The 13,291-nt window shown below is 69.7% G+C and carries 8 protein-coding genes; 1 reads left to right on the forward strand and 7 read right to left on the reverse strand.

Going from position 1 to position 13,291, the window contains the following annotated elements:
• Positions 1-25 precede the first annotated feature (25 nt).
• The 7 genes from HMPREF9062_RS11335 to typA form a co-directional block, all read right to left on the reverse strand.
• Entirely contained in the window at positions 26-838 is an 813-nt protein-coding gene (locus tag HMPREF9062_RS11335; protein WP_009750289.1) for a class I SAM-dependent methyltransferase, read from the reverse strand.
• 1,084 nt (positions 839-1,922) lie between these two features.
• Positions 1,923-3,311, reverse strand: coding sequence for a citrate synthase (locus tag HMPREF9062_RS11345; protein WP_009750291.1), 1,389 nt, complete (start codon positions 3,309-3,311; stop codon positions 1,923-1,925).
• 134 nt (positions 3,312-3,445) lie between these two features.
• The gene (dapC, locus tag HMPREF9062_RS11350; protein ID WP_301280142.1) at positions 3,446-4,645 is read right to left on the reverse strand and encodes a succinyldiaminopimelate transaminase; all 1,200 of its coding nucleotides are present in this window, start codon (positions 4,643-4,645) and stop codon (positions 3,446-3,448) included.
• 126 nt (positions 4,646-4,771) lie between these two features.
• Positions 4,772-5,125, reverse strand: a complete 354-nt coding sequence (gene fdxA / locus HMPREF9062_RS11355) for a ferredoxin (RefSeq protein WP_009750293.1) — start codon at positions 5,123-5,125, stop codon at positions 4,772-4,774.
• A gap of 229 nt (positions 5,126-5,354) precedes the next feature.
• On the reverse strand, positions 5,355-5,657 hold the full coding sequence (locus HMPREF9062_RS12240) for a hypothetical protein (RefSeq protein ID WP_009750294.1): 303 nt from the start codon (positions 5,655-5,657) through the stop codon (positions 5,355-5,357).
• A 1,836-nt stretch (positions 5,658-7,493) separates the two neighbouring features.
• Positions 7,494-10,820: a VanW family protein gene (locus HMPREF9062_RS13015; RefSeq protein WP_050795287.1), complete on the reverse strand. Its 3,327-nt coding sequence runs from the start codon at positions 10,818-10,820 to the stop codon at positions 7,494-7,496.
• A gap of 15 nt (positions 10,821-10,835) precedes the next feature.
• Positions 10,836-12,758 carry a translational GTPase TypA gene (gene typA, locus HMPREF9062_RS11375; protein WP_009750298.1) on the reverse strand — a complete coding sequence of 641 codons (1,923 nt, stop codon included), beginning with the start codon at positions 12,756-12,758 and terminating at the stop codon, positions 10,836-10,838.
• 303 nt (positions 12,759-13,061) lie between these two features.
• Between typA and HMPREF9062_RS11380 the strand changes: the two genes are divergently transcribed.
• On the forward strand, positions 13,062-13,280 hold the full coding sequence (locus HMPREF9062_RS11380; protein WP_009750299.1) for a hypothetical protein: 219 nt from the start codon (positions 13,062-13,064) through the stop codon (positions 13,278-13,280).
• Positions 13,281-13,291 lie beyond the last annotated feature (11 nt).

Here is a 13,291-nt window from a genome sequence, read left to right on the forward strand (position 1 = left end):
ACCGGAGCCGGCGGCGTCGATCGCGTCAGGCTTCGGGTTTGCGGGCGACGACGGCGATGCCCACCATGTCCTTCTCGTAGCGGGTGAACACGGAGCGCATCTCCATCACCCGGGCGCGCAGACCCTTGTCCCTCAGAACATTCCAGAGGATTCTCAGCGAGCCTCCCAGGCCCTCGTCCTTGAGGTTGCGGCTCATCTTGAGCAGGGCCATGGGGGCGGTTTTGACCCAGTCCACCTCCAGCCCGGCGTCCTCCATGAGGGCCCGCCAGGCGGCGGCGGTCATGGGACGGGCATTGACGTGAATAGCACGGGCGAGGTCGCGGCGCAGCCGGGTGTCGTCCTCCTCGGCGATGTCGTCGAAGGCCACCCCGAGCTCGTGGATCGCGTAGCGCCCGCCGGGTCGCAGCACGCGGGCGGCCTCGGCGACGATCGCCGCCTTCGACTTGTCTCCCTGCATGGTGAGCATGGCCTCTCCGACGACGACGTCGGCGCACTCGTCGCCCAGCCCGGTGTCAGCGGCCTCGCCCTGGCGGACGACGCCGCCGGTGCCGACGACGGCGGCGACCCGCGCCGCGGCCCGAGGGTCGCGGTCAATGGCGGTGTAGGAGGCTGGGCCGGCGGCGACGATCTCCGCCGCGGTGCGCCCCAGGCCGGGAGCGAGCTCAACGACATCGGCGCCGGCGAGCCGGGCGTGGTCGAGCATGTCGACGGTCAGGGCGGCGCCGCCGGGGCGCAGGACGCGCTTGCCCGCGCGGGCGAGGACCCAGTGGCCGGGTGCGGTGGCAATCGGACGGTCGGCGTACGGGAGAGGGACGGCGGAGGCTGGCTTCTCACTCATGAGGTCAGCCTAACCATATCGAAACTGACGTCGGTAGGACCGCGAGCCCCCGCCTCCACATGGAGCCGCAGGCAAATCGAGGGCACGCGGACGCCGAAGTTCCAAAATCATCTTGTCGACGCCGGACACCGGACCTACCGCTTCAATAATACCTTCCAACCTGATAACGGGGCACGGAAGCAAGCGACGAGCTCACCCGCAGTATTGCGGCATCGAATCGCTTCCTCTCAATGAATTCCGCTCAAGCACCCCAGCAGGTTACAGCGTCAAAACCCGCTGAAGGATCGATCGCCTCATCCATAACGACGATCTCCTTAAATTCTGATACTCGATACATCCGTATTCCATGCTCGTCATCAGCGATGAGATATCAGATATACGCATAGGCCGGGATACTCGCCGACGAGAGGACCTCGAGGTCTCGTCCGGCAGTAGCGGCGCCCACAAGGCACCTCACCGAAGGGGCATGCCATGATCATTCTGAAAGGGTCCATCATAATGGCTCTTACGGCCGACGACGTCCACCACCTACTGGTGCACCGAAAATACTCGCGCCACACTAGCCAAGTGTCGTCGCGCACGGAGCACGCAGGCGCATGCCCGTCACTGAACGCGGGGGCGGATTCATGACGACATCTATCGCCGATTATTTCGAACATATCATCGGTATGATGCACAGCCCCTGACTGGCGAGCGCGCCGCTAAGACTGGCGCCGCACCATGTCAGCGTCCCGGCGCAGTGGCCATCATCCGCGGTCCGGTGGCCGGATGGATCAGCTCACCATCCTCGCTCCAGCGCGACGGCACCAAAGCGAGGTCGCCCGGTTCGACGCCGACGTTGTGCTCATGGATTCCGGCAGCAGCACCGCCCGGCCAACACCTCCCGCCCCCCATCCCGTCGGAGAGCCGCAGCTCCGAGACGGACCGGCAGGCGATCATCGATGGCTTCCACGCCCGCCAGTCCGCCGAGGTTGAGGCAACGGTCAACGGCACCCGCGGCACGTGAAGGATGACGATCGACAGCACCTACCGCTTGAACGGACGCCGACTGAACACCACCTCCACAGCCACGAGAGCGCGAGCCTCAGACCTTGGTGATGTGGTCCAGGCTCGTCTCACCCACGCGAGTGCCGGGGTACTCGGCGGCGCGCTTGCGGCGATGCATGGCCACGTAATGCCGCTCGATCTCACCGGTGTAGACCTGACGCGGACGTCCGATGCGCTTGGCCGGGTCGGAGATCATCTCCCGGTACTGGGCGATCCAGCCGGGCAGTCGCCCCAGCGCGAACAGGGGGGTGAACATCTTCGTCGGGAACCCCATGGCCTGATAGATCAGACCCGTGTAGAAATCGACGTTCGGGTAGAGCCTGCGGGCCACGAAGTAGTCGTCGCTCAACGCCGCCTCCTCCAGCTCCATGGCGATCTCGAGCTTGCGGTCGCCGTCGTCGGAGCCGAGCCTGGTCAGAACGTCATGAGCGGTTTCCTTGACCAGGGCGGCGCGCGGGTCGTAATTCTTGTAGACGCGGTGCCCGAAGCCCATCAGGCGCACCCCGTCCTCCTTGTTCTTGACCTTGCGGACGAACTCGGCCGTGCTCATCCCCTCCGCCTGGATGGTGTCGAGCATGCGCAGGACGGCCTCGTTGGCACCGCCGTGCAGCGGCCCGGACAGGGCCCCCACCCCGGCCGCCACGGAGGCGTACATATTGGCGTCCGAGGAGCCGACGAGACGCACTGTGGAGGTGGAGCAGTTCTGCTCATGGTCGGCGTGGAGGATGAGAAGCATGTCCAGCGCCCCGATGACCGCCGGGTCGATCTCATAGGACTGGTCGGGCATGCCGAAGGTCATATTGAGGAAGTCCTCGACGTAACCGTGCTTGGAGTCCGGGTAGAGCAGCGGCAGGCCGATGGCCCGGCGGGCGATGTAGGAGATCATCGTCGGCATCTTGCTCAGGAGCAGCACGGTGGCGAGCTCGCGCTCGTAGGGGTCGTGCGGGTTGAGGGTGTCCTCGTAGTAGGTGGCCAGGCCGGCGATGCCCGCCTGAAGGATCGCCATGGGGTGGCCGGAGGAGGGGAAGGAGGTGAAGAAGCTGCGGAAGTCCTCGTGGAGGAGCCGGTGGCGGGCGATGCGGCGCTCGAACCGCTCGAAGGTCCTGGCGTCGGGCAGCTCGCCGTTGATGAGCAGGTAGGCGACCTCCAGGAAGGTCGAGGACTTGGCCAGCTCGGCGATCGGGTAGCCGCGGTAGCGCAGGACCCCCGCACCGCCGTTGATGTAGGTGATGTCGGAGGTGCACGAGGCCGTGTTGGTGAAACCCGGATCGAGGGTGACCATGCCGGTCGACCCGAGCAGCCTGGCCACGCCCAGGCCGTCGGAGCCCTCGGTGGAGTGGACGCGCGGCAGCTCCAGGCTCGTCTGGCCGACGGTGAGAGTGCCCGGCACGTCCAGGTCGTTGGGGTCGGTGATCGTATCGGTCATGGTGCCTCCTCGGGGCTGACGACGTCGGTGCCGCCGCTCCCTTTCGGGCCGCGGCCGGGGCCCTGGTCCGGTTCCCGGGTCACTCTACGGGCTACGCGAGCACAGTGGTGCCGACGGGCGGCGATCAAACGCGATCAGGGCCGGAACAGGTCGGTGGCGTGTAGGCGACGCGCGGCGGCGTCGACGCGCTCGTCGGTGTCGGTCAGGCTCATGCGCACCCGCCCGGCGCCCGCCTCGCCGTAGAAGTCCCCGGGGGCGACGACGATGCCCAGCTCGGCGAAGGCCCCCACCAGGTCGAAGGCGCTCATGTTCCTCGGCCCGCTCAGCCACAGGTAGAGGCCGGCCGCCGAGGCGGGGTCGTTCACCAGGCCGGCCGCCGCCGTCGCCTCCACCAGGACCCGGCGGCGGCGCCGGTAGATCTCCCGCTGGGCGGCCACGTGGGCGTCGTCGCCCAGGGCCGCGACCATGGCCGCCTGGACGGGGGCGGGCATGAGCATGCCGGAGTGCTTGCGCACCTGGGTGAGGGCACCGACGATCGCGGGATCCCCAGCCAGGAACGCGGCTCGGTAGCCGGCCAGGTTCGATTGCTTGGATAGGGAGTACAGGCAGACGAGTCCGCTCAGGTCACTCGATCCGTCGTCGCGGGCGCCCGCGACGCGAGGGTCCAGCAGGCTCGGCACGCCTTCGGTGGCCCACGGCTCGGCCCAGGCCAGCTCGGCGTAGCACTCGTCGGAGACGACGACGGCGCCGCGTCGGCGCGCCCAGACGACGACACGGGCGAGCTGATCGATCCCCAGGACGTGGCCGTCGGGGTTGCCGGGACTGTTGAGCCATACGATGACCGGGGCGGCGGGGCCGTCGTCCCGACCGGCGGGCAGATTCCACGTGTCGGGGTCGGCGTCGGTGTCGACGGGCACGGGGGTGGCGCCGGCCAGACGAGCGCCGACGTCGTAGGTGGGGTAGGCGGCGCGCGGATGGACGATGATGTCGCCGGGGCCGGCCCCGAGCTGGAGCGGCAGGAGGGCCACCGACTCCTTGGAGCCGATAGTGGGGATGACCGCGTCATCGCCCAGGCCGGCCACCCCGCGGCGCCGTTCCATCCAGCCGATGACGGCCTCTCGCAGGGCCGGGGTGCCGACGGTGGCCGGGTACCCGGGCGCGTCGGACGCGGCCGCCAGGGCGGCGCGGGCGACGTCGGGGCTCTCGTCCACAGGCGTGCCGACGGCGAGGTCGACAACGCCACCCGGGTGCCGAGCGGCGCGGACCCGGTAGGGGCGCAAAGAATCCCAGGGGAAATCGGGCAGAGCGAGAGCGCGGGGCAGTATCGGAGTCACTCCCCCATTGTCGTACACCGGCGTCTCAGAACGCTCGAGCCGTGCTCGCCCCGCCCTCGAGGGCGGGGCGAGCACGAACACGGTGCCTCGGCCCGGGCGAGCACGTCCCGTCGGGCCCCGGCCCGGTCACTCGTAGCCGTTCTCGGCCTTCCACTCATCGTTCTGCGGAGGCAGCGCGGCCACCATCGGGTCGTCGTAGGACTGTGGCCCCGTCTTCTGGGCGCCGCCCGGGGAGCCCAGGCCCTTGAGCTCGAAGAAGTCGATGTTGGCCCGGGTGTAGTCATCCCACTCCTCGGGGACGTCATCCTCGTAGAAGATCGCCTCCGTGGGGCAGACGGGCTCGCAGGCGCCGCAGTCAACGCATTCGTCGGCGTTGATGTACAAGGTCCGCTCCCCCTCGTAGATGCAGTCGACCGGACACTCATCCACGCATGCGCGATCCTTGACGTCGACACACGGCTGGGCGATGACGTAAGTCATGGGCGGATCCCCTTCTTCTTCTCGAACGCGCCGCGCGGACAGCGAGGCGTGAACAGGGCCAGTATTGTCCCACGGGTCCGCCCCGCCCAAGATGCCTCGAACGTGGCGCTGAGCACGAGACCGCGCGCAGCCGGACCACGGGCTCAGCCGGCCCCGTCCATCGGCGCCCCCGGTCAGTCGGGGCCCTCGATCCCGCTCGGTTATGTCTACGCCCGCGGGGCCGCCTCGGTCAGACGGGGGCTCCTCCCACGGGGATCGCGCTCGTCGTCGGGCCCTGCCCGAGGAGCGAGCCGACGATATGCGACAGTGAGAAGTCGGGGCCGAGCAGCATCGGCGCCAGCCACACCAGGCCGACCAGCAGGACGAGCAGGACGACGGCGATGAGCACGGCGACCTTCAGCCCCGTCGGGATCCCGCGCCCCCTTCCGGCCTCGGAGGTCCGGCTCCGCCCGGAGCGCAGCGAGGCCCGCGAATCCTTGGTGTCGCGCTCGGACAGCGCGACCCACGTCAGGTGCTCCCCGGCCGACCACACCTCGCCGCCCCCGGAGCCCGAAGGGGCCCGGGCGGGTGCTGTCGGGGCTGAGCCGGAGGCCGGTTCGGCGATGGGCCTGTCCGCGGCTCCTCGCGCCTGACTCGCGCCACGGGCCCGGGGGCTCGCGCCTCGGGCCCGGGGGCTCGCGCCGCGGGCTGGAGAGGCGGAGCGGGCCCGCGCCGGGGGTTCCCCCGCCCCGTCGGATGCGGCGGGGCGGGCCGACGCGTCCGGCGCCGAACGGGTGGAGGAGCGTCGGGATGAGGACGATGACCTGGCGGATGCGACGGGCCGGGCCGGTGCGGCCGATGCGGGCGACGCTGGGCGGGCGGGCGAGACCGTGGCGGGCGGGACCGTCACCGGCACGGAGGCCGCCGACGCCCGGCTCGGCGCTCGGGATGCGGTCGGAGCCTCGTGGGCGGCGGTGACGGCGACCCGCTGGTCGGCCACGACCACCCGATACAGAGTCGGACCGCCGCCGTCCGCGGCTTCCGACGCGACCGACGAGGAGAGGACGCCGACCGGGCCGGAGGCCGCGGCGGACGGTGCCGACGGAGCGAGCACGGGGCGCCGCCGGCTCCCGTGCGAACCCGTCGCGATCGGTGACGGCGACCCGCTGTCAGGCGCCGGGGTCGAAACGGTCCCGTACTGTTGCGTCGCGACCGCCGGTCGGGAAGGAGGCTGAGCGGCCGGACGCGGATGCGCGGGAGCGCTCGCGGAGGGCGCACCGATAGAGGAAACCGCTGACCGTGCAGAAGCGGAGGGCCGCGCGGAGACCGTGCTCGGAGCGGCGGCATGGGAGCGTCCCTTCGAGCCCGTCACGGGCGCCGGGGCCGTGGGCGCGGAGTGGGTCGTGGAAGTCGTGAACGCACTGCCCGACGTGCCCTCCCGCCGCCCCGCCCGCGTCGACGGCGACGGCGTCACGCCGATGGGTCGGGTGGGTGCACCACCGAGCAGCAGGGCACTGAGCTCGGCCTCAGTCGTCGACCGGGCCGATCCGCCGGACACCGCGTCGGAGCGCGTCCGGCGCGCACCCGTCCTCGGAGAGGCCGACGCTCGTGTCGTCGCAGTGCCCGACGATGAAGCGGAGGCCCGCCGCCGTGAGGGGAAGGCCGAGGAATCCGCGTCTCCCGCCTTAGGCTCGGCCGCTCGCGGACGCGGCATCGCGGCGGATCTGTCGGGAGCGGACGGGCGCTGGGCCCCGGGACCCCTGCCCGAGCCGGACCGCGCGGCCCTCCCCGGAGAGGGGGACCGTCCGGGAACTCGAGCAGCCTCACCGCCCGAGGCCGACGACCCGCCGGCGCCCGCCGCATCGGACCGGGTCCGAGAACCATGCCCGGCGGCGCTGCGGTAGACCGGGACCGCGTTCGCCGGACGGCCGCCCGAGAACATGGAGTAGGACTGGAACCCCGCTCCGGCGGGAACGACCGACGGCGCATCGCGGTGCTCAGCCCCGCTCATCTCCGGGCTGATCTCCTGGGGGGCGGCGGCACGGTGACGCCCTCGGGGGTCGGGCTCAGCTGCTGCACGTCCTCGAGCAGGTCTTGTCTGTCCCGAGGCGTTTAGAGCGGACGGGCGGTCCGGCGTCGTCACGGTCATGTGCGCTCTCCTCGCGGCGGTGAGGGGGAAACGGTGCCTCCGCGTCGAGACGCACGCGGCGGAGTCCGAGACTCCACCCGGTCGAAACGACTGCGAGGCCAGGAGGCCATCGTACCGCCATCACCGTTCTATTACGAACCTCAGTTTCTAGCACGCCGTTTGCCTTCAGGAAACGTGGACGCTACAGCAGACCACGATCGGGGGTTGCAAACATGCTTTCTCTTCTCATGTCCGCAGCGCTCAGTTCGCTCTACGGCCGCCTTGCCCCTCACCCGCGTTGGCGTCCGAGTCGGTTCCGGAGTTCGCGCCCGAGTTGTTGGCCCCGGAGTTCGCGCCCGAGTTGGCGCCCTGGTCCCCCGACGGCGCCGCCGGCTGCTGCTCCTCGGTAGTCGCCGGCTGCTGCCTATCCGTCGTCGCGGGCGCCTGCCCGGTGGACTGGCCGGTTCCCCGCCCCTGCTGGCCCGAGGTCGCCGGCTGCCTGTTGGTCGTCGCGGGCGCCTGCCCGTCGGCGCCCGAGCTCCGACCCGGCGTCGAGGGCGAGGACTGGTCCGAACCGGTCGGGCGGTTTCCCGTCCCCGCTCCCGACGTTCCCCCTCCCGTCGCGCCCGTCTCCCCGGACGAGCACTGGATGTTGTTGTCCGCGTCGTAGGTCGTGGTCAGAACGTCGTCAGGGACGGTCTTATCCGGGGCCTTGCGGGTGCGGGTGACTTCGATGTCGAAGCCCGGGTTTCCGCCGCTGTACGCCTCGCAGCCGGCGCCCGAGCGCGTGACGGTCTGGATGGGGCGGTTGTTGTAGCGCCCCGAGTCGGTGATCGACACGTCGTAGTAGTGCGTCGACCAGATGCGGGCGTGGACCTCGCCATCGGAGACCCAGGACTGGATGAGGGCCGCGTACGGCGTCGAGTTCGCGAACTTGACGTCCTTCTGACCCGTCCAGATGGTCGCCTCGCGTCCAGCCGGGTACCGGTCGAAGTAGTAGGAGTGCGGGTGGTGCTCGACGTCGTCCATGCCGGCCTCGAAGCCGACGTTGAACATGGTGGTGCCGATCTGGGACAGACCGCCGCCCAGCGCGTCCACATGCTCGCCGTTGGAGACGACGCCGGCGTCGGTGAAGCCGTGATCGTAGTCGACCGGGCCGAGGGCCTCCTCAACGGAGAAGGTCTGCCCGGGCATGACGACCTGGTTGTTCATCTGCTCGGCGCCGCGGATGAGGTTCTGATCGCGGCCGTACTGCGAGGTGAAGGGCGTGGAGTATTCTCCGACGACCTCGGTGATGCCCCAGTCCGACTCGGGCATGTCGATCTCCGGCTCGAGGACGGTCATCGGCAGGGCGACCGTGCGGTCGGCGGGCGTGGATCCGCTGGCGCTCGCGTCGAGGAGCCCGCGGGTCAGGGCGTCCATATCGATCCCCTCGCCGGAGACGGGCTGGACGAACTGGGGTCTGGCGCTCGCGGCACCGGTCGCAGAGCCGTCGATGGTCCAGCCGGCGTTGACCGCCTGAGTCTCGATCCGGCCCATGGAGGCGATGATGGCGTCGTGAAGACCTTGGGAGTCGAGGACGGCGGAGAGCTTGCCATCAGTGGTGTCGATGGTGGTCAGAGCGGCGATCTGGGCGGGCGTAAGGACGAGCTGCGTGCCGGTAGCGGTCCGCTCGGCATCCGTCCCGGCGGCGGTGATGGTGAGGTCGCCGCAGAGCAGGGGCGTGAGCACGGAGTCGACGAAAGACCGGGCATCGGCGTCGGTGATGGCTGGCTCGGCGACGCCGTCGGTCAGGGCGATGGTCTGCAGGCCCAGGGGCCACCTGGTGCTCAAGGTCATCACGGATGCGGCGACATTGAGGCCGGTTCCGGTGGAGCCGGGTGTTACAACGGGGGTCGTGCCATCGAGGGTGACGACGGCGTCGGCCGTGCCGACGGCGAGGGTGTCGAGCCGGGAATTGAGCGCGATTGTGAGCTCGTCGGCATCGACGGAGGTGACGGCGTTGACGTCGATGCCGCGCAGGCGCTGGATGATCGTCACCGGGTTGATGGTGGGGCCGACCAGCTGGTCGACGGTGGCGTCGGCGTCGACGCTCACACCCGAATCGGCGGGCACGAGGGTGTCGGTGAGGTCGCCGACGGTGAGGGTCACGGGTTGAGCGAGCATGGTGGCGACCCGGTCGTCCACGGTCTGACGGGCCTCGTCGGGGCTCATACCGCCGACGTCGACGCCGGAGACAACCGTCCCGGAAAAGACATGCTGAGTAGTGGCGACGGCGGCGCCGCCCCAAATCAGCACGAGCAGCCCCGCCCCGATGACGCAGGCGAGCATGCCGCGGCTCGGATGCCCGTGCACGAGCGCCGTCAGCGCCTCCTTGATCTTCGAGAGAACACCGGCGAGCGCAGGGGCGGTGGGCTCACCGTCCTCGGAATCGCCCGGGGCGTCATCCGTCGGGCTCACGGCATCGGCGGGCGTCGCAGCGGACATGGCGTCGGCGGCCGACAGCGCGGCGGCCGGCTCGGCCGGCGTCTGGGCCGACATGGCGTCGGCGGCCGACAGCGCGGCGGCCGGCTCGGCCGGCGTCGCGGCGGACATGGCCGCGAGAGTCTCATCGACGGGAGGGGCGATCGCCTCGTCCCGGTCCTCAGAGGCCCCTGCTTCTTCCTCTCCCTCCCCGGGGACCTCCGCCGCCTCGTCGTCCTCGGCGGTCTGGGAGTCGCGGTCCTCGTCGACGGCCTCGACCGACCCGGACTCGGTCTCCTCGGGCTCGGCCTCCTCCGAGTCCCCAGGCTCAGGCTCGACCGACCCGGACTCCGCCCCGGGCTCGACCTCGGCCTTCTCAAGCTCGACCTCCTCCGACTCCTCAGCCTCGGACTCGGCCTCCTCCGAGTCCCCAGGCTCAGGCTCGGCCGACCCGGACTCGGTCTCCTCGGGCTCGGCCTCCTCCGACTCCTCAGCCTCGGACTCGGCCTCCTCCGAGTCCCCAGGCTCAGGCTCGGCCGACCCGGACTCGGTCTCCTCCGAGTCCTCAGCCTCGGACCCAGGCTCCTCGGGCTCGCATGATCCGGCCTCCTCCCCGCCCTCGACAGCCTCGGGCTCGGAGTCGCGGTCCTCGTCGACGGCCTCGACCGACCCGGACTCCGCCCCGGGCTCGACCTCGGCCTTCTCAGGCTCGACCTCCTCCGACTCCTCAGCTTCAGGCTCGGTCTCCTCCGACTCCTCAGCTTCAGGCTCGGCCGACCCAGGCTCGGCCTCCTCCGAGCCCTCAGCCGAGCTCGCGGCGCGCTCATCGACGTCGGCCGACCCCTCCCCCGTCGGGCTCTTCTCCTCGGGCGCCTCCGGCCCCCCGACGTCACCGACGGTCGCGGGAGCGGATCCCTCGTCCTCTTCCACCTCGTCGACCTGAGAGTGCGAGGGTCCCGCGTCGTCGTCATCAGCGGGATACGACTCCGCCGCGATATCCGGCGTCTCAGCGCTGAATCGGGTGATGTCCTGGGGTGGAAGGACGCGAGTACCGGTCATCCGAGGGGTGTTCACGGCTTCCTCGTCGTGGCGGGCGCCGTCGGAGGCGGGGAGGTCGTCAGTCATAGTTGCCATTCTTACTCAGGCGTCAGCGCGACGACGCCGGGCCGCATCCTTGAAACGCTCCTGGGAGTCGAGGATGACCTTGCGGATGCGCACGGCGTCCGGAGTGACCTCGACGCACTCATCGTCGGAGGCGAACTCCAGGGCCTCCTCCAGGGTCAGCCTGCGCGGCGGCACAAGGCCTTCGAAGGAGTCCGCCGTGGAGGACCGCATATTGGTCTGCTGCTTCTCGCGCACCACATTGACGTCCATGTCCTCATGACGGGGATTCTCCCCCACGACCTGGCCCTCATAAGTCTCCTGGCCGGGCTCGACGAAGAACGTACCGCGGTCCTGAAGGCGGATCAGCGCGTAGGCGGTGACCGCGCCGGGGCGATCGGACACGAGTGATCCGGTGGTGCGGGAGGCGATGCGCCCGGCCCACGGCTCATAGCCCTCGGCGATGGACGAGGCGATACCGGTTCCGCGGGTCTCGGTGAGGAACTGGGTGCGGAAGCCGATGAGGCCGCGCGCCGGCACGAGGAACTCCATGCGGATCCACCCGGTGCCGTGGTTGGTCATGGTCTCCATGCGCCCCTTGCGGGCGGCCATGAGCTGGGTGACGGCGCCCAGGTGCTCCTCGGGGACATCGATGGTCATGCGCTCGACCGGCTCGTGCCGCTCGCCGTCGATCATCCTAGTGACGACCTGCGGCTTGCCGACGGTCAGCTCGAAGCCCTCACGGCGCATCTGCTCGACCAGGATCGCCAGCGCGAGCTCGCCGCGTCCCTGAACCTCCCAGGCGTCGGGGCGGCCCGTGGGCAGCACGCGCAGGGAGACGTTGCCGACCAGTTCGCGATCAAGACGGTCCTTGACCTGACGGGCGGTGACCTTGGCGCCCTTGGCGCGTCCGGCCATCGGAGAGGTGTTGATGCCGATGGTCATGGAGATGGCCGGGTCGTCCACCGTGATGAGCGGCAGCGGGCGCGGGTCGTCGGGGTCGACGAGCGATTCGCCAATGGTGATGTCATCGATGCCGGCGACGGCGACGATGTCGCCCGCACGGGCCTCCTCGGCGGGCCTGCGGTCCAGCCCCTCGGTGACGAGCAGCTCGGAGACCCGCGCCTGAGCGAGGGTCCCGTCGTGACGGGCCCGGGCCACCATCTGCCCCTTGCGCAGAGTGCCGTTGTGGATGCGCAGCAGCGCCAGGCGACCGAGGAAGGGCGAGGCGTCCAGATTGGTCACGTGCGCCTGCAAGGGCGCACTCCCGTCATAGGACGGTCCGGGTATGCGCTCGATAATGGTGCGGAACAGCGGCTCGAGATCCTCATTGGCCGGCAGCTCGCCGTCGGCGGGCCTGACGGTATCGGCGCGGCGGGCCTTGGCCGAGGCGTAGATGATCGGCAGGTCCAGGACGGCATCCAGGTCGATGTCGGGGTGCTCGTCGGCCAGGTCGGAGGCGAGCGACAGCAGCAGGTCGGTGGACTCCGAGACGACCTCATCGAGCCGGGAGTCGGGGCGGTCCACCTTGTTGACCACGAGGATGACCGGCAGGTTCGCGGCCAGCGCCTTGCGCAGGACGAAACGGGTCTGCGGGAGCGGCCCTTCAGAGGCGTCCACGAGCAGGACGACGCCGTCGACCATGGACAGCCCCCGCTCGACCTCGCCGCCGAAATCCGCGTGGCCGGGGGTATCGATGACGTTGATGGTGATGCCCTCGGGGAGCCCGGCGTCGACGGCGGCCGGCCCGGCGTAGTGGACGGCCGTGTTCTTGGCGAGAATGGTGATGCCCTTCTCCCGCTCGAGCTCACCGGTGTCCATGACGCGTTCGGCCGTGTTCTCCTGCGTCGCGCGGGCGCCGAAAGCGCCCGCCTCCCAGAGCATCGCATCGACGAGGGTGGTCTTGCCGTGGTCGACGTGGGCGACAATAGCGACGTTGCGCAGGTCCTGGCGCACGGTCATATGAGGCTCTTCTTCCGTCTGAGGAGCGCCGGATCACGGTGAGGCATGAGCCCCACCACCGGCACGCAAGTGGGCAGGGTAGCTGTCCCGACTCGGCACTCACCATGACGGGGATGACACGAAGGCTGTGCGCCCGCTCACGTGCAGCCGGCGACGACGTCGGCGGCCGCACATCGCAGGGGTTGATGACGAGCGCCACAACCGATAGCATGATCACTATCATACAGGAGTCCTGGCGAGGCGCTTCACCAATAGCGACTACCTAGTTAACCATTGACGCTCATCCCCCTGAGGAGACTCCCGATGACGGCTGGTGCAATCACGTACGGCTACGCCAGTGAGGAGCGGCTGGAGAGGCGTAAGCTTCAGGAGACCCTGAATATCAAGGAGAATCAGATCTCCTCAGATCTCAGTTCGATCGACGATCTGACAACCGCCGAGGATTCCCAGAAGGAAGACCCCGGAATAGACGCGGAACCCGATACCCCTGAATACGATTGGAAGGATGAGAGTCAATGGTGATTCCTGTGGCG

It is taken from the genome of Actinomyces sp. oral taxon 448 str. F0400, from assembly GCF_000220835.1.
GTDB lineage: Bacteria > Actinomycetota > Actinomycetes > Actinomycetales > Actinomycetaceae > Actinomyces.